This window comes from Butyricicoccus sp. AM32-19 (assembly GCF_003480365.1).
Lineage (GTDB): Bacteria > Bacillota > Clostridia > Oscillospirales > Butyricicoccaceae > Agathobaculum > Agathobaculum butyriciproducens.
On the sequence record NZ_QUIX01000002.1, the window covers coordinates 287931 to 311833 of the forward strand.

Here is a 23903-nt window from a genome sequence, read left to right on the forward strand (position 1 = left end):
AGCACTCACGCACAAAGTTGTAAACAGTAAATGTACTATTTTCCGCACTATTTTTCAAATTTTGATAAGCTGTTCCGTATTATAAAACGCATGCAAACTTTTTATCATGGAGTTTCTGTGTTTTTTCCGTGTTTTTTATTGCGTAATCTGATGACACATAGTATAGTATTAGATGTATAGTTATATGGTTATGCCATAAGTATCGGAGGGATCGGCATGGTATCTCGCGTATTCTCCGCAGGACTGAGCGGCATTGACGGCTACATTGTCACCGTCGAGTGCTTCCTCTCCGGCGGTCTTCCCCGGCTGGATGTCGTCGGTCTGCCGACCGGCGCGGTATCCGAAGCCGGAGAGCGCGTCCGTGCCGCCGCAAAGGCCTGTGCCTTTGACTGGCCCGTATCCCGACTGACCGTCAACCTCGCACCTGCCGACACCAAAAAGGCAGGAACAGCATATGATCTACCCATTCTGCTTTCCATTCTGGCGGCAGCGGGCGAGATCGATGCACCGCCCGACAACGCTCTCTTCTTCGGGGAGCTTTCCCTCACCGGAGAGCTGCGGCCTGTCTGCGGTGCGCTTTCCATGGCGCTTGCCGCGCGTGATGCCGGTTTCAAAACCGTGTTCGTTCCCGCGATGAATGCCGCTGAAGCATCCTATGCTTCCGGTGTGACGGTGTTTCCGATCCATACATTAAATGAGCTGCTCGGACATTTGAACGGCAGAAAGCCGCTCACGCCGTGTGCTCCTCCGCCCAGGCCCGAACCGCAGGACGATGCGCTGGATTTTGCGCATGTGCTCGGTCAGCACGCGGTCAAACGCGCGCTCGAGATCGCGGCTGCAGGCGGACACAACGTGCTTCTTTCCGGACCGCCCGGTTCGGGCAAGAGCATGGCTGCAAAGCGCTTTTCCACCATCCTGCCGCCGCTGTCTGACAGCGAACGGCTGGAGGTTATCCGTGTCTGGTCCGCCATCGGCAGAGGACAGGAGGCGGTCGAGCGTGCCGAACGGCCGTTCCGTGCACCGCACCATAATTCCTCGGCCAACGCGATGGCTGGCGGTTCGGGTGCCGCAGGGCGGCTGCCCGTCCCCGGCGAGATCACGCTCGCGCACCGCGGTGTGCTGTTTCTGGATGAATTTCCGGAATTCCGCCGCGATGTGCTCGAAACCCTGCGCCAGCCGCTTGAGGACGGCAGAGTTACCATCTCGCGTGTCGCCGGTCAGGTGACGTATCCGGCACGGTTTCAGCTCATTGCCGCGATGAATCCCTGCAAATGCGGCTGGTACGGCACGGAACGCTGCACCTGCACCAAGGCTGCCGTTCAGCAGTATCTGCACCGTCTGTCCGGTCCGCTGCTCGACCGAATCGACCTGCAGGTTGCTGTGCAGCCGGTTGAATACGCCGCGCTTGCCGCACGAGGTCAGGCCAGCGAGGAACACTCCGCCGACATTCGTGCCCGCGTGCTCGCCGCGCGCGAGCGGCAGTATGCCCGACAGGGCGCCGACGTGTGCAACGCCGCTATTCCGCCGCCGCAGCTTGCCGAGCACTGCCCGCTGAGCGCGAATGCGTCTCGTATGTTTGCGGCCGCATTTCAGCGACTGGGGCTGACCGCCCGTGCGCATGACCGCGTACTGCGTGTTGCCCGCACGATCGCCGATCTGGCAGACAGCAGTGTCATCGAGGCTGAGCATCTCGCCGAGGCTCTGCAGTACCGTTCACTCGACAGAGCCGCGGGTTCTTGACAGCTTGTGGAAAAGTCTGTGGACTATGTGTATAAATTTACAATTACTGTAATTTCACCTAAATTCGACCATTTATTGACATACTGGTTTGTTTTATCGGCAAACCAACAACCAGTCAGGAGGAAAATTCAATGTCTCATCCTATCGCTCGCCGTGCCGGTATGCTTGCGCTGACTGCCGCAATGCTCATGCCGAGCGCGGGAGCATTATCCGATGTGTCCAACTGGGCGCAGGAAGGCGTTGCCGCTGCGCAGAATGCCGGTCTGGCACCTTCGTCCCTGTCCAACAGTGCCGCTTCCGGCTCTATCACCCGCGCAGAGTTCTGTGCCGTTGCGCTGAACGCCTACAAGGCTGTCAGCGGCAAGGCTGTCTATGTTTCGGGCAAAAAGCCGTTCGAGGACTGCTCAGACCCCAATGTCACCGCAGCTTACCTGCTCGGCATTGTAAAAGGCCGCACCAACGGCAACTTTGATCCGGATGCCAAGATCAGCCGCGAGGAAATGTGCACCATGCTCGACAACATCCTCGCCGCTGCCGATATCGAAGCCACTGAGATCGCCGGTGATGCCTGCATCGAGGATTACCCCGATGTAAGCATGATCAGCGATTACGCAATGCAGCCGGTCGTTATCATGGTCGATCATTCGGTCATCAACGGCATCACCGATACCAGCACGGACACCACCATTCTGGCTCCGTCCGGCACCACCACCCGTGAGCAGGCGCTGATCATGGCAAACCGCTTCTGCACCGCCTTCAAGCCGGATAAGACGCCGATTGCAGCGGTTGACGGCTCCACTAACCTGCCGACCACCGCCGGTTCTTCCACCTCTGCCGCAACCACTATCGCCGGTCTGCCGAAGACCGAGGCCGAGAAGATGACCTACGTTTACGGCGCAGGCAACGGCAAGTACCAGTCCGCAGCTGAGGCTGAGGCTCACATGGTAGAGATCGTGGTTCCGGTATGGCATCTGCAGTCCAACGGCACCAAGGTGGCCTCCAAGGCTTATCTGCAGGTAAACGCTTCGCTGGCTTCCATCTATCAGGCAATCTTCGAGGAGATCTTCAACGGCTCCGAGAAGTTCCCGATCTATGATGTAGGCTGCTACTCGTGGCGCACCGGCGAGCACTCGCAGGGCACCGCAGTTGATATCAACCCGGACGAGAACATGGAAGCTACCATCAACTCGGACGGTTCCCTGTCTCCGACCTGCGGCACCCACTGGACGCCGTATATTGATCCGTACTCCATCCCCGAGGGCGGCGATGTTTACAATGCCTTCACCAAGTACGGCTTTACCTGGGGCGGCAACGGCTGGCGCACCAAGCGCGACTACATGCACTTCAGCTACTTCGGCCGCTAAGCACTACATACGAAATGGCAAAAGAAGGGACGGCTTATCGTTAGCCGCCCCTTATCTTTTGTGAAATTTGTGTAACTTTACAGGAATTTAATTTGCATTTTTAGAATAACATGCTATAATAATATATAGAGTACATTAGTAAGGAGGCATGACATCATGAGAAGACTTTCTATTCCGCAGAAGCCCGACCGTCCGGACATCGACGATCTGATCTTTGGTGATGACCATAAGACGCAGAGCGAAAAGTAACCGCACTTTTTGATCGGTTCCACGCAGGGCTTGCAGAGAAACAGCAGCCGCGTGGTTTTTTTATACCTGTTTTTGAAAGGAAACATATAAAAATGGAATCATCCAGTCCCGCGTCACGGACAAAAACGTAACACCCGAAGCATTTTTAATGCCTCGGGTGTTTTATTTTGGTCGTTTCGATGGCGGTAACGGTGTCGGTATATCGGTCAATCCAAGCAAATATTCCAGATTGACCTGATAGAAACGAGAAAGTAGAATCAGAATCTCCAACGGAAATTCACGCACACCGTTTTCATAATTGCTGTATGTGTTCTGCGCTACCTTTAGATATGCGGCAATTTCACGCTGTTTGATATCCCTGTCTTCGCGCAATTCTTTTATGCGGTTGTGCTCCATATGACCACCTCGCATTTACCTTAACTTATCTCGAAACATGATATTGACTTTTATCTCGTTTCGAGATATAGTGTATGTAAGGTGGTGGAATATATACGACGGGAGGAAAAAGTATGTGGTATGATTTTGAAGCTGCATTTGAGAGTAAGAAATCTGAAGCAGAGGAAATGCTGCACGACGAAGATAAGCTACTGGAATTCATCAGCAAAGTCTTGAAAAAGCTGGATACAATTCCAGTTGTAGGCTCGTTGCTGGGAGATATTCCGCTGTTGTGCATGATCGTTGTCGATTATGTTAAAGGAGAGTATACCGAAATTCCGTTAGCAAGCGTGATTGGCATTATTGCAGCATTGATTTATTTTTTCAGTCCGGTTGATTTGATTCCGGATTGTATTCCGGGGATTGGGTTGTTGGACGATGCGGCAGTTATTGGAATTGCGATTAAGGCAGTGGATAATGATTTGCAAGCCTATAGAGAGTGGAAAGGAATGTAATTATGGCAACAAGAAAAACAAGAAGTGATTGCACAGTAGGAGCGTTTGAAAAGAAGCATGGTTTACCGTCCGGAGCGATTCGTAATCCAAACGGCAAAGATGCAAGAGCGGATAAGAAAATAGGAAATCTGCGCAAAGATTTTGCAAATGCCAAAAAGAATAAGAAATAATAAAAACCACCACGTTTCCGTGGTGGTTTTTATTATGCAATTTACGGCCGTTTCCTCTTAACCCACTCCTACCTCCTCACTCCTAACTTCTACCTTACACAATCTCTTCATTCTCAACTCTCCACCCAAAATATCAATTTTAATTACATTAAATAGGTAAAATAAAACCCCACCCTGCCGATGCAGTCCAATTAGTAACCTGCACGACTCATGCAGGTGGGTCCTCTGTTTGATACCTCTGCGCTTCCAACTTCCGTGTATACCCGGGAGGCCTGCTGCTCAGTATCAAAACTTTCCGAAGTCCCGTACTAAAAATGTGGGTTAAAAAAGGACTGCTGTCGAACAGGGCAGGATCTTACCGAAATAAAATGCTTTGCTTCCGATAACGAAGCTGCGCTGTTTATTCTTATTTTATGCCATCGGCCGGAGAATTACTCCTCCTCTGCCTCGGCGCGTTCCATAACGATGTTGAACACTGCATCTGCGATCTCGTCATCCTCGACCGCCTCGAGCAGCTCTTCGCCGTTCTCCTCAACGATCTGCATGATAACGACCTCTGCATCCTCCTCGATGGAGATCTCTGCAGGGATAAACGCCAGATAGGTCACGCCATTATATTCCACGGTGTCGATATGCTCAAACTCGACCTCGTTGCCGTCCTCGTCGATCAGGGTTACAAAATCATTGCCGTATTCCTCGCTCATGGGTCCGGCACCTCCTTAAATTCATAGTAAAGGGGAGCAATCAGGTGTTTCCTGTCCCTTGTATTAAGCATAACAAATTATGACGTATTTGTAAAGCCTTATGTTGTGCATTCAGCACTACGCTTTACACGATCATAGTATGTCTGTTGCTGTAATAATCATACCAGTTAAAAAACATGAAATAAAGCCTTGACTTTGCAAATTAATTCTGGTATAGTAGTTGAGGTAACAAGGAAGAAGGCATGTCCTCACCCGCAGCGAAGCAAACGGGTCAATAAAGCACAGAAGCCGCTTTGCGCGCTCTGCGATTTTATTTGGAGGACGGTCTGAATGATCAGTCCTTTTTCTTTTTGTCTTAAACCGATTTCGTTTGGAGGTGCTTACCAATCAGCAGCATGGAACATCAAATCAATGAAGAGATCCGCGACAAGGAAGTTCGTCTGATCGGTGACGACGGCGAACAGCTCGGCATTCTGCCTATTCAGCAGGCACAGGATATCGCCGTAGAAAAGGGCATGGATCTGGTCAAAATCGCGCCGCAGGCTAAGCCGCCTGTCTGCAAGATCATGGATTACGGTAAATTCCGCTTCGAGCAGGCAAAGCGCGAGAAGGAAGCGCGAAAGAATCAGCGTGTCGTGGAGATCAAAGAGATTCGCCTGACGCCTAATATCGACATCGGCGACCTGAACACCAAGGTAAAGAACGCTTGCCGCTTCCTGCAGGACGGCAACAAGGTCAAGGTTTCGGTTCGCTTCCGTGGCCGTGAGGTCACGCACGCGTCGCTTGGTCAGGATCTGCTCCATCGCTTCGCGGAGCTGTGCTCGGAGTGCAGCACGGTAGAAAAGCAGCCCAAGCTCGAAGGCCGCCAGATGCTGATGTTTCTGGCGCCCGCAAAGGACAAGTAAAACCAACGCGCAGATATAGCGCAAATTCAGAGAGGAGCAAAACCTTATGCCTAAGATCAAAACGCACAGCGGTGCAAAAAAGAGATTTTCCGTTACCAAGAACGGTAAGTTCAAGCGCGGTCACGTTGGCAAGCGCCACCTGCTCAACGGCCATGGCAAGACCACTAAGCTGAAGCGCCACCTCCGCAAGGAAGGCTTCGCAGATTCTACCAACGTAGCACAGCTGAAGCGTCTGCTGCCGTACAAGTAAGTTAGAAAACAACATCTTTCATATAGGAGGCAAACACAATGGCAAGAGTTAAGGGCGCAATGATGACCCGTAAAAGAAGAAAGAAGATCCTGAAGCGTGCTAAGGGTTACTGGGGTTCCAAGTCTACCCACTACCGTGTAGCCAACCAGGCTGTAATGAAGAGCCTGAAGTACGCTTACATCGGCCGTAAGCACAAGAAGCGTGACTTCCGTCGTCTGTGGATCACCCGCATCTCTGCAGCTTGCAAGACCTGCGATATCAACTACAGCCGTTTCATGAACGGTCTGAAGAAGGCTGGTATCGACCTGAACCGCAAGATGCTGGCTGACCTGGCTGTAAACGACCAGGCTGCATTCGCTGCACTGGCTGAGAAGGCTAAGGCTGCACTTTAATTGCATAACAAAAACGAGTCTGTGAAAGCAGGCTCGTTTTTTGCATTCAGCGTTCCGCTCGGGACGCTGTTTTCATATTCCGCGTTCCTCTGCCCTATACTGTGATGGTAAGGAGTGTGATGAAATGGGTCCGTCCATTTACTTAGGGGTACAAGGCTACGGCTGCGCCTGTGCCGAGGATAAAGATCGGTTTGCGCATCGGTTTCGGCAGGCCGACAGCGTATGCTGCTATGCCGTGTGCGATAAAGGCCGATACGCCATCCAAAATCGCCTGCAGGAAGGTCATGCGTATCATTTGACCATCCGGCAGGGAACGGTAATACAGGCCATTCTCAGCCGTCCGGACGCACAAGGCGTAATCCATGCCGTCAGCGGCAATTCCATCACAGTAGACGGCATGCACCTTCCCTGCCGCGCTGTGTTTGAAATCCGCACACGAGCCGGCGGCGCTGTCGTTCTGCCGTGCTTTCTCACTGGCCGGATCGTCGGAAGTTATGCACAGGTGTTCGGCGGTGCTGCGTATATCCGGCCTGCTCCGCGGATGTACCATCCGCCGGTTCACGGCATTCCCGGTCGGCGCACGATGCAGAACCTGCTCCGAACCGCCTTGATGCCCGTCGGCACCGCGCTGTACGTCTACGGCGGCGGCTGGAACTGGCAGGATACCGGCTCCGGCAATACCGCCATGCACATTGGCCTGCCGCAAAGCTGGATTGACTTCTTCGACTGTCAGAACGCCTGCTATACCTACCGCAGTGACAGCAATCCCGCGCACAGCTACTACCCGACCGGCGGCTGGAACCAGTACGGCTATGCCGGTCTGGATTGCTCGGGCTATCTCGGCTGGACGCTGTACAATACCCTACATACCGAGAGTGCGTCTGTCTCCGACTGTGACGGCTATGTCACGCCCGCCGCCGAGTTTGCCCATACGCTTGCCCAAAGAGCCTGGGGTACCCTTTCCCGTCAGGACTGCGGCAACGGCCTGCAGGAGCCGTCCTCGCTCCATCCCGGCGATATCTTCAGCATGGACGGTCATATGTGGCTGTGCATCGGTCCCTGCCGAGACGGCAGCATTGTCATCGCGCACTCTACGCCCTCGCCCAGTAAAACCGATTGTAAAGGCGGCGGCGTGCAGCTCAGCGCGCTCAATCCCGCGAGTGATGCGGATAAGAACTGTCAGGCGTATCGGCTTGCAGAACGCTTTATGCAGCGGTATCCGCGCTGGAGTGCAAGGTATCAGGTGCATCTGCTGCCCTATTCGGTTTATGGGAAGCTGTCGGAGAATCCGCATACAGGGTTGTTCCGGTGGAATGATTTTCTCTCAGATAAAGAAGGTGTTCGGGAACAGTTTGCGGAGGAGATTCTGCAAATTGAGAATTGAAAATGGGGAATTACGCGACGGTATCATTTTTCATTTGTTCATTATCAAAGGATAGAAACCTTGGTGTCTATCCTTTTGGTTTCCCAGCTAAGAGTTAGCACCCGCTCCGGCTTCTTTAGCAACCAACAAAAAACAAAAATCCACTTGCTTTCGCAAGTGGACTAACTGGAGCGGCTGACGAGGCTCGAACTCGCTACCTCCACCTTGGCAAGGTGGCGCTCTACCAGATGAGCTACAGCCGCATATTCCTTTCATCTCGCTTTTGGCTTACCGCCTCAAAGCAAGATTTATTATATCAGGTGATGTGTCCCCTGTCAACACTTTTCTTTCTTTTTTCGCAAATTTTTCCGAAATACAGAAAACCGACGGCACACACCGTCGGTTTTCTCTTTCTCTTTTCCTTTTCAGCTTCTCAGTGCACCCAGACCTCTTCGTGCTCGCCGCGGCGCGGACGATTGAGCAGATGCCGAATCGCCTCCTGTGCAGGCATGCCGCCGTACAGCACGGCATACATCGCTTCGGTGATCGGCATGGACACGCCCTGCTGCTGTGCAAGGTGATAGCCCGCCTCGGTCGCGTAATAGCCCTCGACCGTTGCACCGACCTCCTTCATCGCCTCCTGCGCAGTCGCGCCCTTGCCGATCAGGATACCGGCACGGCGGTTGCGCGAGTGCATGGAGCAGCAGGTTACGATCAGATCGCCCACACCGGACAGGCCCGCAAATGTCTCCTGCTTGGCGCCCAGCTTGACGCCCAGACGCGCAATCTCGGTCAGACCACGGGTCATGAACGCCGCCTTGGAGTTGTCGCCCAGACCCAGACCATCCGAAATACCGGCGCCGAGTGCGATAATGTTCTTGAACGCACCGCCCAGCTCACAGCCAATGATATCAGACGAGGTGTACACGCGGAAATTGGTATCGTTCATGAACGCCGCCTGCGTCAGCTCAGCCGCCGCACGACTCTCCGAAGCGGCTACGATAGCCGTCGGAATGCCGCGTGCAACCTCCTCGGCGTGCGTCGGACCGGTCAGCGCAACGACCGGATTGCTGCCGTTCATCGCGTTCGAGATGGTCTCGGAGAACCGGCAGTAGCCGTGCTTGGAGTCCAGACCCTTGCCGACGTTGACGATAACCGTATGCGGCGGCACGATCTTCGCCAGCTGCTCCGCCGTGCTCGCTACCGCGAAGGACGGCACCGCCAGCACGACCAGATCCGCCTTGGCAGCGCCGGACATGTCAGTCGTAATCTCAATGCCCTCCGGAATGACAACACCCGGCAGCAGCTTCTCGTTGCAGCGCTCGCGGTGCAGCAGGTCACACTCCTCCTGCAGATAGGTCCACGAGGTTACTTCATGTCCGTTCTGGTGCAGCAGCATCGCCAGTGCGATGCCCCAGCCACCGGTACCCAGTACAAAAACCTTCATGTTACTTCTCCTCTCCGTCAGGCGATGCTTCGATCGTCTTTTTGCTCTTAAAAGAGAATTTATTTTCCGTGCCGTGCAGGATGCGTCCGATATTCGAGCGATGCATGAAAACGACTGCCGCCGCCATGCCGAACGCCATCGCCGTCAGCACCGGATCGCGATAGAACAGCCATGTCGTGATCGGAAAGCTGACCGCGCCGAGGATCGAACCGAGCGAGATCCACTTTGTCAGCACGACCGACAGAATGAACAGCGCGAATGCAATGGCGAACACGCGCCAGTCAAAAAACGCGAGCATAACCGCGCCGACCAGCACACCCTTACCGCCCTTAAAGCCGAAATACAGCGGGAACATGTGGCCGAGGATAACAAAAATACCCGCTGTCAGCTTGCCGACCGGACCGCCGAGCGCCCAGCCGACCGAAACCGCTGCGGCACCCTTGGCAATGTCACCAAGCAGAACGAACAGCGTCTTTTTCGCACCCATCGTGCGGTACGCGTTCGTCAGGCCGGCGTTTCCGCTGCCGTAGTTGCGGATATCCTTGCCAAGCGTCACCTTGCTGACAATGATCGCAAAGCTGAGCGAGCCGAGCAGATACGCGCACACGGCAATGATCGCAAAATGCGTAAGTGTCATGTTGCCCTCTCCTTACTGCGACTTGTCGCTGCGCTCGCGGATGACCATGCGTACCGGCGTACCGGTCAGACCGAACACCTCACGGATCTGGTTTTCCAGATAACGCTGATAGGAGAAATGGAACAGACGCGCGTCATTGCAGAAGCAGACGAATGTCGGCGGGCAGGTAGAGGCCTGCGTCATATAGAAGATACGCAGACGGCGGCCCTTGTCCGTAGGCGGCTGCACACGTGCGGTTGCCTCTGCGAGAATGGCGTTGAGTCGGCCGGTCGGAATGCGCATATGGTTCTGCTCATATACCTCATGGATGAGCGAGAACAGCTTGTCCACGCGCTGACCGGTCTGCGCGGAAATGAACAGCACCGGTGCGTACGGCATGTATGCCAGACCCTCACGGACACGCAGCGTGTACTCCTTCATGGTGGAGCCGTCCTTCTCAACCAGATCCCACTTGTTTACCACGATGATGCACGCCTTACCGGCGTTGTGCGCCTCTCCGGCCACCTTGGTGTCCTGCTCGGTAACGCCTTCGGTCGCGTCAATCATGATAACGCATACATCGGCGCGCTCTACCGCCAGCAGCGAACGCATAACCGAGAATTTCTCGATCTTCTCGTCCACCTTGCTCTTCTTACGGATACCGGCGGTGTCGATGAACGTAAACTTACCGTGGGCGTTGTCCACATCGGCGTCTACGCTGTCGCGGGTCGTACCGGCGATATTGGAAACGATAACACGTTCCTCGCCGAGCACGCGGTTGAGCAGGCTGGACTTGCCGACGTTCGGCTTGCCGATGAGGGCCACACGAATGCGGTCCGCGTCCTCCTCTTCCTCGTCTGCCGGCGGGAAGTATTCGTAAGCCGCATCCAGCAGCTCACCGACACCATAGCCATGCAGCGCAGAAATACCGTACGGCTCGCCCAAACCGAGGTTGTAGAACTCATAAAACTCCGCCGGAGGATCACCCGGCTTGTCGCACTTGTTGACAGCCAGCACGAGCGGCTTGCCCGAGCGCAGCAGCATGGACGCAACGTCCTGATCGGCGGCAGTAATGCCGGTGCGCAGATCGGTGATCAGGATAATGACATCCGCATGCGAGATCGCAGTCTCTGCCTGAAAGCGCATGAACTGCAGAATCTCGTTATCGTTCGACGGCTCAATGCCGCCGGTGTCGATGACGGTGAAATCACGACCGCGCCAGTCGCTGTCAGCGTACAGGCGGTCGCGGGTAACGCCCGGCGTATCCTCAACGATGGAAAGCCGCTTGCCCGCCAAGCGGTTGAACAGCTGCGACTTGCCGACATTCGGACGACCGACGATCGCAACAATAGGCTTTGCCATAAATTCCCCTCCTTTAAGGTCAGTTTAAGACATTTGCAAACAAATTACAAGCAAGAAATTCGTTAAAAGTCGCGCGTCAGCGCGCATTCAATCGAATTTGCTTCGCAAATCCATAAAAAGCCGCAGCATGTATGTGACTTTTTATGCAAGAACACAAATCAGTGCGCCGCAAGGACGCGCTGATTTGCGCCCGGGACATATCCGAGCCGCGCTCGGTACGTCCCTCTCGATGCAAAGGCGAGCCTTTTCATCGAAACCTGAAAAAAAATGGAGAAAGCTATCCGGCCTTCTCCATTTTTCCTGTTCTGTTTTAAGGCTTACGCTTCCTTAACGGACTTAACCTCACGACCGTTGTAATAGCCGCAGGCCTTGCACATTCTGTGCGCCAGCTTCATCTCGCCGCACTTCGGGCACTTAGCCATGCCGGGCAGAGAGAGCTTCCAGTGGGAGTTACGACGCTTGTCGCGGCGTGCCTTAGAAATTTTACCCTTAGGTACTGCCATGTTGGATACACCTCCTACTCTATCGTCTTATTTTTCAATACGAACTCATTCGCCCTTGTCGGAATCGAGCAGGGCGCGCAGCGCGGCAAATCGCGGATCGATCTGCTTTTTATCGCAATCGCAGTCGGTCACATTGCGGTCGGCGCCGCAGTGCGGACAGAGGCCTTTGCAGTCCTCTTTGCACAGATAGGTCATCTGTACCTGCAGGATCAATGCCGGCACCAATACGTCCGCAGGATCCACGCTGTCGCTGGTCAGCACAAAAAGATCGTCCTCTTCCTCCGCCTCGGGGTCATCCGAGAGCATCATATCAGCTTCGGCTGAGAGCGGAATCTCGAGCGGTTTCAGGCAGCGTGCGCATTCGGTGGAGTAGATCGTTTCGATCGAACCCGCCAGTCTCACAACACCGCTTTCATTGGAAACCACGCCTTTGATGTGGACAGGGCTTTGAAACGGCTTCGCGCCATAGAGCTTTTCGTCCGTCAGGTCGATCGTTTCATCGAACGGAATCGACGCATGTGCAGACGCATTCAGCTTTTTTAAGTCAATCTTCATGTCAACCTCACATGGTACTAAGATAGTATACTACAAACAATCGGTCTTTGTCAACCAAAAAATCTACAAAACACGGTATTTTTCCGAACTGTCCGCCCGCACTTTTCTTTTTTCGGAAAATGCGGTATACTGGTTTCACCCAAACGGGCAAATTAACGGAAAAGGATACCCTGCCTTGAGAGAATATTATATCACAAAAAACGACAGTGGACAACGTCTGAATAAATTTTTAGAAAAAGCCGTGCCGCTTTTATCCGGCGGCATGATGCACAAATACCTGCGATTAAAGCGCATCAAGGTCAATAACAAGCGCACTGAAGCTGCCTACAAGCTCGCCGAGGGCGATTCCGTGCAGCTTTACCTCAACGACGAATACTTTGACGCGCCCAAGGAGGAAGAAGCCTTCCGCCGCATCAAAACGCCGCGCGTGCGCGTCGTGTACGAGGACGAGCACATCCTGCTAGCGGATAAGGCGCCGGGCATGGTCGTTCACGCAGACGAGCACGGCGACACAGATACGCTCATCGCGCACATTCAGGCGTACCTGTTTCAGTCCGGCGCGTGGAATCCGGATGATGCCGCGTCATTTGCACCAGCCCTCTGCAACCGCATCGACCGCAACACCGGCGGCATTGTCATCGCGGCAAAGACCGCTGAAGCGCTGCGCATATTAAATGATAAGATCAAGGACCGCGAGATGGAAAAGCGGTATCTGTGCATCGTGCACGGCAGACCCAAGCCGCCCGAGGGGCTGATCGAGAACTATCTCCGTCGTGATGAAAAGCGCAAGCAGGTCACGCTGCACAGGACCCGCGTGCCGGGTGCCAAAACCGCACGCACGCGCTACCGCACGCTCACGTCGCACGGCAGACTGTCGCTCGTGGAGTGTGAACTGCTGACCGGCCGTACGCACCAGATCCGTGCACATATGGCGTCCATCGGCTGCCCGCTGCTCGGCGACGGCAAATACGGCACGAACGAACTCAACCGTCCCTACGGCGAAACCGGTCAGGCGCTCTATGCCTATTCCCTCACCTTCCGATTCGCGCAGGACGCGGGAGCCTTGCAGTACCTTAACGGAAAAACCTTCACAGTCAAGGACATTCCGTTTGTGAAGAAGTATTTTCCGAACTTCAAGCCATGAGTAATTGAAAATGGAAAACGCTGAGCCGTGGCTCAGCGTTTTCCTTTATGCGATTTAGTTATCGTCCTGCAGGGCATCAAAGCCTTCTGCGCCGGTACGAACCTTTACGACGTTCTCCACATCGTAAACGAAGATCTTGCCGTCACCGATATGACCGGTATACAGAACCTTCTTGACCGTCTCAACAACGGTTTCAACCGGAACCTTGGATACAACAACCTCCATCTTCATCTTGGGCAGCAGGGTTACGTCAACCTCAGCGCCGCGGTAATACTCGGGAGCGCCCTTCTGTACGCCGCAGCCGACTACGTTGGTCACGGTCATACCGGATACGCCGATGGATGCCAGTGCTTCCTTCAGAACCTCAAACTTGGACTGCTTTGCAATGATAACGATCTTGCTCAGCTTGTGGCCGCCGGCAGCAGCCGTGCCCTCTGTGGTAACCTTGGTCACCGGAACAGCCTTTTCGACTGCTACCGGGATGGTATCCTTGATCTTTGCAGCGGTTTCGCCAGCCTTGGTGCCCAGAACAGTAGGAACGACCGGCATAAAATCTGCGTATGCGGAGGACAGGCCATGCTCAGGCTTATCCAGACCCATGATCTCCTCAGCCTCGCTTACACGCAGGCCGATGGTGTGCTTGATAACATTGAATACGATGGTCATGGTGATTGCAACCCATGCAATGACTGCAACGACACCGAGAACCTGAATGCCGAAGAAGTGGAAGCCGCCGCCGTAGAATACGCCGAGAGGCTCAACTTCGGTGCCATTATAGTAAGCGAACAGGCCGGTAAGAATCGTGCCCAGTGCACCGTTGATGCAGTGAACGCCGACAGCGCCGACCGGATCATCGACCTTGAGCTTCTGATCGACAAATTCGATACCGAATACAACAGCAAAGCCTGCGCAGATACCGATGATAACCGAACCGAACGGAGTAACCACATCGCAGCCTGCAGTGATGGCTACCAGACCTGCCAGAGAGCCGTTCAGCGTCATGGAAACATCAGGCTTCTTGTAGCGGATCCAGGTGATGCACATAACGGTAACGGTTGCAACAGCAGCCGCCATGTTGGTGGTTACAAATACACGGGATGCAACCTCAGCACCGCCGCCCGACAGTGCAACGGTAGAGCCGCCGTTAAAGCCGAACCAGCAGAACCACAGGATAAAGCAGCCGAGAGCGCCGAGCGTCAGGGAGTGACCCGGGATTGCACGAGCCTTGCCATCCTTGGTGTACTTGCCGATACGGGGACCGAGGATTGCAGCACCGACCAGAGCGGCAACGCCGCCAACCATATGTACCGCCGTGGAACCTGCGAAGTCGTGGAAGCCAAGCTCCGCGAGCCAGCCGCCGCCCCAGATCCAGTGACCGGAAACCGGATAGATAACCGCAGAAATAATCATCGAGTAAATGCAGTATGCAGAGAATTTGGTGCGCTCTGCCATCGAACCGGAAACAATGGTCGCAGCAGTTGCACAGAATACGGTCTGGAAGATCAGGGTCGTCCAGTCGTAGCCCTCACCGACAACGCCGTCCGCGAAGAAATCAAAGCCGCCGAAGAACGGGCTTGCCGCACCGAACATGATGCCGAAGCCAAGGATCCAGAAGATCGGCGTGCCGAGCGAGAAGTCCATCAGGTTCTTCATAATGATGTTGCCGGCATTCTTTGCTCTGGTGAAGCCGGTCTCAACCATTGCGAAGCCCGCCTGCATAAAGAATACCAGTGCCGCCGCAACAAGCGTCCAGCCTACGTCCATCGACGCAGCAAGTTCCATGATATCCATTTTTAATAACCCCCTTGGAAATAGAAATGGCGTATATCTCCACCATTCCCGAAGGAACAGTGGAAATACACGCCATTGTGTATAGAAATATATTTTCTAACGAATGTAATTGATGTCTGCTCTATTAAACGTAGAACAGAATGTCGGAGTAGGTCGGGAACGGCCAGAACTTCTTGCCTACCAGACCCTCCAGCTTATCAGCCGGTACGCGAACCGCATCCATTGCGGAGATGACAACATCGTGGTAGTAATGTGCTGCCTTCTGGCTATCATCGGTCGGAACGGCTGCAACAGCCTCGTCGAGTGCTGCGCTCTTGGTGTACAGCTCCTCGGTCAGCTCGGAAATCTTGCCCAGCAGACCTGCCTCCATGCCGCCGGTAACGCCTGCTGCCTTCTTGGCATTGACGGTGCCTGCCAGCTCGTTCTCAAATGCGATGCACGCCGGAGTGATCTCCTCGCGTACCATATCGCTCATGGTCATAGCCTCGATGTGCAGGATCTTGTTGTACTCCTCAAGCTGGGTCTCCATACGGGAATGGATCTCCTCGGCGGTGTAAACGTTGTGCTTTGCGAACAGGTCGAGGTTCTTCTGGTCAACGTAGTGCGGGAATGCATCTGCCGCGCTCTTGAAGTTGAGCAGGCCGCGCTTCTCCGCCTCGGCAACCCAGGACTCGTCGTAGCCGTTGCCGTTGAAGATGATGCGCTTGTGCGCCTTGATCTCGCGTTTAACGAGTGCGTATACAGCAGCCTCGAAGTCCTCAGCGCCCTCCAGCTCGTCAGCGAACTGGCGGAGCTCCTCGGCAACTGCGGTATTCAGCATAACGTTTGCACACGCGATGTTGACGGCCGAACCCAGCGAACGGAACTCGAACTTGTTGCCGGTGAAAGCAAACGGAGAAGTACGGTTGCGGTCGGTGGTGTCCTTCGGGATCGGCGGAAGAACAGCAGCGCCCAGATCCATCTTGGTCTTGTAAACGTCGGTGTACTCCGCACCGGACTCGATAGAATCAAGGATCGACTGCAGCTCATCGCCGATGAACATGGAGATGATAGCCGGAGGCGCCTCGTTCGCGCCCAGACGGTGATCGTTGCCTGCGGATGCAACCGAGATGCGGAGCAGATCCTGATACTCGTCAACAGCCTTGATAACAGCGGTCAGGAACAGGATGAACTGAGTGTTCTCGCTCGGGTTCTTGCCCGGCTCGAGCAGGTTCTCGCCCCGATCGGTGGAAATGGACCAGTTGTTGTGCTTGCCGGAGCCGTTTACGCCCTCGAACGGCTTCTCATGCAGCAGGCAGGTGAAGCCATGCTTCTGCGCGACGGTACGCATGACCTCCATGGTCAGCTGGTTGTGGTCGGTCGCGATGTTGGTGGTAGAGAACACCGGCGCCATCTCGTGCTGGCACGGTGCAACCTCGTTGTGCTTGGTCTTGGAGAGGATGCCCAGCTTCCACAGCTCCTCGTCGAGCTCCTGCATGAAAGCAGCTACACGCGGACGGAGTGCGCCGAAGTAGTGATCATCCATTTCCTGACCCTTCGGCGGCATTGCACCGAACAGGGTGCGGCCGGTAAAGATCAGGTCCTTGCGCTTTGCGTAGTCCTCGCGGTCGATCAGGAAATATTCCTGCTCCGGGCCTACGGTGGTGGTTACACGCTTAACATCCTTGCCGAACAGCTTGAGGATGCGGCACGCCTGTGTGCTGATGGCGTCCATCGAGCGCAGCAGCGGCGTTTTCTTATCGAGAATCTGACCGGTGTAGGAGCAGAATGCGGTCGGAATGTAAAGGGAACCATCCTTTACAAATGCGTAGCTGGTCGGGTCCCATGCGGTGTAGCCGCGTGCCTCGAAGGTTGCGCGCAGACCGCCGGACGGGAAGGACGATGCGTCCGGTTCGCCCTTGATCAGCTCCTTGCCGGAGAACTCCATCATCACATGACCGTCATCGGTCGGCGTGATGAACGAGTCGTGCTTTTCGGCGGTGATGCCGGTCATCGGCTGGAACCAGTGCGTGTAATGGGTTGCACCCTTGCTGATCGCCCAGTCCTTCATTGCCGTTGCAACAACAGCAGCAACATCGGCGTCGATCGCGGTGCCCTCGCGCATGGTCTTCTTCAGCTTCTTGTAAACGTCCTTGGGAAGACGTTCTTTCATCACAGTGTCGTTAAACACCATGCTGCCGAACAGCTCGGGAACATTCGTAATGCTCATGAATGGTTCGCTCCTTACATATGTTAATTTTAATAGCAAACAAACTGAATAAAACAAATCAGGCGCTGCGGGTCGTGTGCCCACAGCGCCTTTGCTGTTTACACTTTGCATTATAGCCGTCCTGCCTTGCTTTGTCAAGGGAGATTATGGTGTTTTTTTCATTTTCGGAAGATTTGCTACAACATACTTAATTTTCGCTTGTCCGCACCGTCACTTCCTGTGCAAAATGCGAAAATTCACTTTTTTATGTTCTTTGCGCTTGACGATTCCCGGTTTTCTGCTATAGAATATTAAGCGAACAAAGGTGTTCGCCATAGCTGAGGATTTAAGGCTTTTGATCCTCTGCTGCGGCGAGCACCTTTTTATTTTGTTAAGCAGCCGGTACATATCGCCTTCCATCTGAAAGCACCCGCCGAAGCCTGCTTCTCTGAATCCGTAATTTCAGCGCAATATATAAGGAGGAAGCACCATGTTACAAAAAGAAGGGCAAGTCCGCATCCCCGCAGGCTGCGCGATCTCCGGTATCTTCCACAAGGACGGCACCCGTGAGAACGGCACCCGCATTATCGACTCCATCCGCACCATGCACGATCGTTCCAACGGCCTGGGCGGCGGCTTCGCCGGCTACGGCATCTACCCTGAATACGCCGATTACTATGCGTTCCATGTATTCTATGATACGCAGGCAGCCAAGGAAGAGTGCGAGCGCGAGATCGAGCGTCACTTTGACATTGTAAACCTGTCCAAGATCCCGACCCGACGTCATCCGCGCATCACGGATGCCCCGATGATCTGGCGCTACTTCGTCACGCCCCTGCCGACCAAGCTGGCAGCCAGCCAGCTCGAGGAGCGTGAGTTCACCTCCCGCTTTGTCATCCGCATCAATCACACGCTGAACGGCGCTTACATCTTCTCCTCCGGCAAGAACATGGGCGTTTTCAAGGCAAACGGCTTTCCCGAGGACGTTGGCGAGTACTATATGCTGGAAAACTACGAGGCCTACTCCTGGACCTGCCATGGCCGTTATCCGACCAACACACCGGGCTGGTGGGGCGGCGCGCACCCGTTTGCACTGCTCGACACCACGGTCGTTCACAACGGCGAGATTTCCTCTTATGATGCAAACCGCCGCTTCATTGAGATGTTCGGCTACTCCTGCGACCTGCTGACCGACACCGAGGTCATCACCTACATTATTGATTACCTCGGCCGCAAGCTGGGCCTGACGTACAGCGAGATTGCAAATGTCATTGCGGCTCCGTTCTGGTCCACCATTGAAAAGCAGGAGCCGAAGGAGCGCGAGCGTCTCACCTATCTACGCAATGCCTTCGCTTCCCTGATGGTTACCGGTCCGTTCTCCATTCTGGTCGGCTACACCGGCGGCCTGATGGCGCTCAACGACCGACTCAAGCTGCGCAGCATGGTTGTCGGCGAAAAGGACGACACCGTATACATCGCCTCCGAGGAATGCGCGATCCGCGTCATCCAGCCTGAGCTAGATAAGCTGTGGGCGCCCAAGGGCGGCGAGCCGGTCATCGTTAATCTGAAGAACGGAGGGAACCAGTAATGGCTATCGATTTCTTATATCCGCAGTATGAGGTCGTCCGCAACAACGACCGCTGCATCAACTGCCGCGCCTGTGAGCGTCAGTGCGCGAACGAAGTACACTTTTGGGACGCCGACAACAACCGCATGCAGGCGGACGAGTCCAAGTGCGTAGCCTGCCACCGCTGCGTAGCGCTGTGCCCGACCCGTGCCCTTAAAATCGTAAAGACCGACCACACGTTCCGCGAGAACGCCAACTGGACCGGCAAGGCGATCTCCGAGGTTTACCGTCAGGCAGGCTCGGGCGGCGTGCTGCTGTCCTCGATGGGCAACCCGGACCCGCACCCCATCTACTGGGATAAAATTCTCATCAACGCTTCGCAGGTTACCAATCCGTCCATCGACCCGCTGCGCGAGCCGATGGAGACCAAGACCTTCCTCGGCAAAAAGCCGGGCAAGATTGAGCGTGACGAGAACGGCAATCTGGTTCCCAATCTGGCGCCGCAGCTGGAGCTCAACCTGCCGATCATGTTCTCCGCAATGAGCTACGGCTCGATCTCCTACAACGCACATGCCGCACTCGCACGCGCTGCAAGCGCGCTCGGCACCTATTATAATACCGGTGAGGGTGGTCTGCATCAGGACTTCTACCAGTACGGCCCGCACACCATCGTGCAGGTTGCATCCGGCCGTTTCGGCGTACATAAGGATTACCTCGAAGCCGGTGCTGCCATTGAAATCAAGATGGGTCAGGGCGCAAAGCCGGGTATCGGCGGCCATCTGCCCGGACTCAAGGTCGGCCCGGATATCTCCAAGACCCGTATGATCCCGGAGGGCACGGACGCGATCTCTCCGGCGCCGCATCATGATATCTACTCCATCGAGGACCTGCGTCAGCTGGTTTACTCGCTGAAGGAGGCTACCGAATATAAGAAGCCGGTTATGGTCAAGATTGCAGCCGTAAATAATGTAGCAGCAGTCGCTTCCGGCGTGGCCCGCTCGGGTGCAGACATCATCTGCATCGACGGCTACCGCGGCGGCACCGGTGCGGCTCCGACCCGCATCCGCGACAACGTCGGCATCCCGATCGAGCTGGCGCTCGCCGCTGTCGATCAGCGTCTGCGCGATGAGGGCATCCGTGATGAGGTTTCGGTCGTTGTCGGCGGCTCCATCCGCAACTCCGCCGATCTGCTCAAGGCCATCGCGCTCGGCGCGGACGCATGCTACATCGGCACCGCGGCTCTGCTGGCAATGGGCTGCCACCTGTGCCGCACCTGCCAGACCGGCAAGTGCAACTGGGGCATTGCAACCCAGCGTCCGGAGCTGGTCAAGCGCTTGAATCCGGATATCGGCTCCCAGCGTCTCATCAACCTGCTCACTGCATGGGATCACGAGCTCAAGGAAATGATGGGCGGCATGGGCATCAACTCCATCGAGGCACTGCGCGGCAACCGTCTTATGCTGCGCGGCATCGGCCTGACCGACCGTGAGCTGAACATCCTCGGCATCAAGCACGCAGGCGAATAAGCACAGGAGGTGCGCGAAAATGACAACTGTACAGGCAGGACTTACCTATTATAAACAAGTAAACGAGCAGATCCGCGCAGCGCAGGACAGCGAGATCACGGTTGAGAACGTGATCGGCCAGCGCTACATCGGCTGCGGCTCCACCGACCGCAAGATCACCGTGCACGGCACGGCAGGCAACGGTCTCGGCCAGTATCTGAACGGCTCCACCATTGAGGTCTTCGGCAACGCGCAGGAGGCCGTCGGCGACACCATGAACGCCGGTGAGATCGTTGTGCACGGCAACGTCGGCGACGCCTGCGGCTACGCGATGCGCGGCGGCAAGATCTATATCAAGGGCGACTGCGGCTACCGCGCCGGTATTCACATGAAAGCCTACCAGCAGCACTTCCCTGTTATGGTAGTCGGCGGCAAGGCGGGTTCGTTCCTCGGCGAGTATCTCGCCGGCGGTCTCATCCTTGTGCTCGGCATCGGCCAGAACGGCGCGTACCCGGTCAACAATTTCTGCGGAACCGGTATGCACGGCGGCAAAATTGTGTTAAGATGTGATAAAGCACCGACCGATCTGCCGCGTCAGGTCCTCGTGAGCGAGGTCTCCGCGGACGATATGACCGAATTTGCACCGTATATCAAGGAATACGCGCAGCTGTTCGATGCAGACGCGGAGAATCTGCTTTCGCAGAAGTATTTCGTCCTCACGCCGAACCCGGAGGCTGGGTATAAGCAGCTTTATACCTTTGAGGCTTGATTTTGCTCTCAGAGTGAAAAACTCCTGCAAGGCAGGAGTTGGAAATGAGGAGATGGGAGTTACCTGATAGGTGTAACTCGCAGGTGCCGTCCGTAACAACACGCAAACGAATTGTGCGACACTGTTCTGTCGCACCTGCGTTGATTTAACCGTATGTGTAGCAGAACGGTATCTGACACTGTGTATGGGTTTCGACAGGGGAGTACACTGTGCTCCCCTGCGGTAGAAAAAATCCTCTGCCGTTCCCCTTTTCGGAGCGGTCGCCGCTCTCTGATTTTCGCCAGACTATGAAATAAAGGAAACTGGAGTCCCAAGAGGATAGAAACCTTGGTGTCTATCCTTTTGGTGCCCCAGCCAAGGTTTGGCACCCATTCCGCATTCTTTAGCAAAAAATTTATTCCTCAAGATACATTATGAAAAGGAGGCTTGCCCTATGGACACCACCATGAGCGAAGTCGTACAATTTATTCAGGAGAACGACGTAAAGTTCATTCGTCTTGCGTTTTGCGATATTTTCGGCAACCAGAAGAACATCGCCATCATGCCGACCGAGCTGGAACGCGCCTTCGAGCAGGGCATTCACTTCAACGCGGCGGCACTGCGCGGCTTCCTCAACGTGGATGCCTCCGACCTGCTGCTGTTCCCCGATCCGGCAACGCTTTCCGTTCTGCCGTGGCGGCCGGCTCAGGGCCGTGTAGTGCGCTTTTACTGCGACATTCGCTATCCGGACGGCACGCCGTTCGAGGGCGACGGCCGTCATTTGCTGCGTGAGGCCAACCGCCGTGCGCGCCGCGCAGGCTACTCGCTGACCATGGGCACGGCAAGCGAGTTTTACCTGTTCGAGCTGGATGAAAACGGCCATCCAACCACCATTCCGCACGATCACGGCGAGTATTTCGATGTAGCGCCGCTCGACAAGGCGGAAAACGTGCGCCGCCAGATCTGCCTGACGCTTGAGGAGATGAACATCCAGCCGGAGTCCTCGCACCACGAGCAGGGTCCCGGTCAGAACGAGGTTGACTTCCGCTACGCCGAAGCCCTTGAAGCGGCCGACAATTTCGTCACCTTCAAGTGGGTCGTCAAGTCCATGGCATCCTCAAGCGGCCTGTTTGCGTCCTTCCTGCCCAAGCCGCTCCCGCATGCGCCGGGCAGCGGACTGCATCTGTCTGTTTCGATAAACAAAAACGGCAAGAACCTGTTCCAGCCCTCGTTTGAAGAATCTGCCGAGGGCCAGAGCTTTGTGGCGGGCATTCTGCAGCGTGCCGCCGAGATGACCATCTTCTGTAATCCGCTCACCAACTCGTTCCAGCGTCTGGGTGAGTTTGAAGCGCCGAAGTACATCACATGGTCGCACCAGAACCGCTGTCCACTCATCACCGTGCCGCTGACCGGTGATCACTCCGCCAACCGCATGAAGCTGCGTGCGTTCGACGGCTGCATTAACCCGTACATCGTATTTGCCCTGCTCATCCACGCCGGTCTTGACGGTATCGAGCAGGGACTGCCCCTGCCGCCCGCCTGCGACGAAAACCTGTTCACCGCTTCCAATGAAGTGCGTGCCAGGTACGAAGCACTGCCCGGCGCCCTGTGCGACGCGATCCGCATCGCCAAGGACAGCGACTTTATCACCAAGTACCTTCCCGAAAAGGCACGCACAGCCTTTTTCGCCGCCAAGCAGGCCGAGCACGACCGCATCGTACTTGCCGACGACCGCACGGCTGCCGAACGCTCCCTCTATTTTGAACGCTACTAATCCCGCATAATACCGTTTGAAAGGAGGAGCACACCGCATGGAACGCATTCTTCTCGTTTCTGCAACCGAAAAATCCCGCACCATGCTTTCTCAGTTTTTAACGTCCTGCGGCGTACAGGCTCAGCTTGCACCTGCTTCCTCCGGTGCGGAGGCCCGGCGCATGCTGGTGGACGGCTCGTTTGATCTAATTCTCGTTAACACGCCGCTGCCCGATGAATTCGGGCATGATATGGCACAGCAGGCTGCAAATGATACGCTTTCCGGCGTGATCCTGCTCGCTAAGGCCGAGATTGCGGACAGTGTTGCCGAAAAGGTCGAGGACGACGGCGTGTTCGTCGTACCCAAGCCGCTCTCGCGCGTGCTGTTCATGCAGGCGCTCCGCATGACGCGCGCCGCGCGCAGCCGCCTGACCGGCCTGCAGAGCGAAAACCGCCGTCTGCAAAAGCGCATTGAGGATATCCGTCAGGTAGACCGCGCCAAGTGTCTGCTCATCGAGTGCTGCGGCATGACCGAGCCGGAGGCGCATTCCTACATCGAGCAGCAGGCTATGAACCAGCGCCGCTCCAAGCGAGACATCGCCGAGGACATCATCGGCGAAAAAACGCCGTGATTTGTGCGATACCGCTTAAAAACATCTCATATCTCACGCGAAAATTTTTTCGGTTTTTTCGATTTT

23 protein-coding genes, 1 tRNA gene and 1 other RNA gene are annotated in these 23903 nt (G+C 55.3%); 14 read left to right on the forward strand and 11 right to left on the reverse strand.

Translation table 11 applies throughout. The features are described 5' to 3' along the window. Positions 1-216: 216 nt before the first annotated feature. The gene (locus DW806_RS03325; protein ID WP_118729096.1) at positions 217-1740 is read left to right on the forward strand and encodes a YifB family Mg chelatase-like AAA ATPase; all 1524 of its coding nucleotides are present in this window, start codon (positions 217-219) and stop codon (positions 1738-1740) included. 131 nt (positions 1741-1871) lie between these two features. Next, on the forward strand, positions 1872-3104 hold the full coding sequence (locus tag DW806_RS03330; protein WP_118729097.1) for an S-layer homology domain-containing protein: 1233 nt from the start codon (positions 1872-1874) through the stop codon (positions 3102-3104). 411 nt (positions 3105-3515) lie between these two features. Here the strand turns inward: DW806_RS03330 and DW806_RS03335 are convergent, their stop codons facing one another. After that, positions 3516-3749, reverse strand: coding sequence for a helix-turn-helix domain-containing protein (locus tag DW806_RS03335; RefSeq protein WP_118284956.1), 234 nt, complete (start codon positions 3747-3749; stop codon positions 3516-3518). Positions 3750-3862: 113 nt separating this feature from the next. On the opposite strand from DW806_RS03335, the gene DW806_RS03340 reads away from it, so the two are divergent. Both DW806_RS03340 and DW806_RS15365 read left to right on the forward strand, forming a co-directional pair. Then, entirely contained in the window at positions 3863-4243 is a 381-nt protein-coding gene (locus DW806_RS03340) for a YkvA family protein (RefSeq protein WP_118646454.1), read from the forward strand. A gap of 2 nt (positions 4244-4245) precedes the next feature. Continuing rightward, the gene (locus DW806_RS15365; protein WP_188886020.1) at positions 4246-4413 is read left to right on the forward strand and encodes a hypothetical protein; all 168 of its coding nucleotides are present in this window, start codon (positions 4246-4248) and stop codon (positions 4411-4413) included. A gap of 162 nt (positions 4414-4575) precedes the next feature. Here DW806_RS15365 and ssrS read toward each other — a convergent pair. After that, positions 4576-4770, reverse strand: a non-coding RNA gene (ssrS, locus tag DW806_RS03345) — 6S RNA. A gap of 74 nt (positions 4771-4844) precedes the next feature. After that, positions 4845-5117, reverse strand: a complete 273-nt coding sequence (locus DW806_RS03350; RefSeq protein WP_117492244.1) for a DUF1292 domain-containing protein — start codon at positions 5115-5117, stop codon at positions 4845-4847. Positions 5118-5512: 395 nt separating this feature from the next. Here DW806_RS03350 and infC point away from each other — a divergent pair, with 395 nt between their 5' ends. The 4 genes from infC to DW806_RS03370 all read left to right on the forward strand — a co-directional run bounded on the left by infC (position 5513) and on the right by DW806_RS03370 (position 8048). Continuing rightward, positions 5513-6022 (forward strand): translation initiation factor IF-3, encoded by a 510-nt coding sequence (gene infC, locus DW806_RS03355; RefSeq protein WP_118360706.1) that lies wholly within the window; start codon positions 5513-5515, stop codon positions 6020-6022. Positions 6023-6068: 46 nt separating this feature from the next. Next, a complete protein-coding gene (gene rpmI, locus DW806_RS03360) occupies positions 6069-6272 on the forward strand; it encodes a 50S ribosomal protein L35 (RefSeq protein ID WP_054327617.1) in 204 nt (67 codons plus the stop codon). A 38-nt stretch (positions 6273-6310) separates the two neighbouring features. Next, positions 6311-6664 (forward strand): 50S ribosomal protein L20, encoded by a 354-nt coding sequence (gene rplT, locus DW806_RS03365; RefSeq protein WP_110436155.1) that lies wholly within the window; start codon positions 6311-6313, stop codon positions 6662-6664. Positions 6665-6788: 124 nt separating this feature from the next. After that, positions 6789-8048, forward strand: coding sequence for a copper amine oxidase N-terminal domain-containing protein (locus DW806_RS03370; RefSeq protein ID WP_118729098.1), 1260 nt, complete (start codon positions 6789-6791; stop codon positions 8046-8048). Between the two features lie 166 nt (positions 8049-8214). Here the strand turns inward: DW806_RS03370 and DW806_RS03375 are convergent. The 6 genes from DW806_RS03375 to DW806_RS03400 form a co-directional block, all read right to left on the reverse strand. Further along, positions 8215-8290 (reverse strand) — tRNA-Gly (locus DW806_RS03375). 170 nt (positions 8291-8460) lie between these two features. Next, positions 8461-9474, reverse strand: a complete 1014-nt coding sequence (locus DW806_RS03380; protein ID WP_118284960.1) for an NAD(P)H-dependent glycerol-3-phosphate dehydrogenase — start codon at positions 9472-9474, stop codon at positions 8461-8463. Between the two features lies 1 nt (position 9475). Then, positions 9476-10111: a glycerol-3-phosphate 1-O-acyltransferase PlsY gene (gene plsY / locus DW806_RS03385; RefSeq protein ID WP_118729099.1), complete on the reverse strand. Its 636-nt coding sequence runs from the start codon at positions 10109-10111 to the stop codon at positions 9476-9478. A gap of 12 nt (positions 10112-10123) precedes the next feature. Then, a complete protein-coding gene (gene der, locus DW806_RS03390) occupies positions 10124-11452 on the reverse strand; it encodes a ribosome biogenesis GTPase Der (protein WP_118284961.1) in 1329 nt (442 codons plus the stop codon). A gap of 317 nt (positions 11453-11769) precedes the next feature. Further along, complete coding sequence (rpmF, locus tag DW806_RS03395; protein WP_110436149.1) at positions 11770-11955, reverse strand: 50S ribosomal protein L32; 186 nt, start codon at positions 11953-11955, stop codon at positions 11770-11772. Between the two features lie 45 nt (positions 11956-12000). Beyond that, complete coding sequence (locus tag DW806_RS03400; RefSeq protein ID WP_117751772.1) at positions 12001-12510, reverse strand: YceD family protein; 510 nt, start codon at positions 12508-12510, stop codon at positions 12001-12003. 175 nt (positions 12511-12685) lie between these two features. Here DW806_RS03400 and DW806_RS03405 point away from each other — a divergent pair, with 175 nt between their 5' ends. Further along, positions 12686-13654, forward strand: coding sequence for an RluA family pseudouridine synthase (locus tag DW806_RS03405; RefSeq protein WP_118284962.1), 969 nt, complete (start codon positions 12686-12688; stop codon positions 13652-13654). Between the two features lie 54 nt (positions 13655-13708). On the opposite strand, the gene DW806_RS15870 is transcribed toward DW806_RS03405, so the two are convergent. Together DW806_RS15870 and DW806_RS03415 are read right to left on the reverse strand one after the other, a co-directional pair. Next, positions 13709-15445 carry an ammonium transporter gene (locus DW806_RS15870; protein WP_442861139.1) on the reverse strand — a complete coding sequence of 579 codons (1737 nt, stop codon included), beginning with the start codon at positions 15443-15445 and terminating at the stop codon, positions 13709-13711. Between the two features lie 124 nt (positions 15446-15569). After that, positions 15570-17648 carry a glutamine synthetase III family protein gene (locus DW806_RS03415; protein WP_118729151.1) on the reverse strand — a complete coding sequence of 693 codons (2079 nt, stop codon included), beginning with the start codon at positions 17646-17648 and terminating at the stop codon, positions 15570-15572. A gap of 475 nt (positions 17649-18123) precedes the next feature. Here DW806_RS03415 and DW806_RS03425 point away from each other — a divergent pair, with 475 nt between their 5' ends. From DW806_RS03425 to DW806_RS03445, 5 genes are all read left to right on the forward strand, one after another. Beyond that, positions 18124-19221, forward strand: a complete 1098-nt coding sequence (locus tag DW806_RS03425; protein ID WP_110436145.1) for a class II glutamine amidotransferase — start codon at positions 18124-18126, stop codon at positions 19219-19221. Next, on the forward strand, positions 19221-20726 hold the full coding sequence (locus tag DW806_RS03430; protein WP_110436144.1) for a glutamate synthase-related protein: 1506 nt from the start codon (positions 19221-19223) through the stop codon (positions 20724-20726). Before DW806_RS03425 ends, DW806_RS03430 begins: the two co-directional genes overlap by 1 nt. A 19-nt stretch (positions 20727-20745) precedes the next feature. Beyond that, complete coding sequence (locus DW806_RS03435; protein WP_118729100.1) at positions 20746-21474, forward strand: glutamate synthase; 729 nt, start codon at positions 20746-20748, stop codon at positions 21472-21474. A 433-nt stretch (positions 21475-21907) separates the two neighbouring features. Beyond that, the gene (locus DW806_RS03440; protein WP_118729101.1) at positions 21908-23227 is read left to right on the forward strand and encodes a glutamine synthetase family protein; all 1320 of its coding nucleotides are present in this window, start codon (positions 21908-21910) and stop codon (positions 23225-23227) included. A gap of 37 nt (positions 23228-23264) precedes the next feature. Continuing rightward, positions 23265-23837: an ANTAR domain-containing response regulator gene (locus DW806_RS03445; RefSeq protein WP_118729102.1), complete on the forward strand. Its 573-nt coding sequence runs from the start codon at positions 23265-23267 to the stop codon at positions 23835-23837. The last annotated feature ends 66 nt before the right edge of the window (positions 23838-23903 follow it).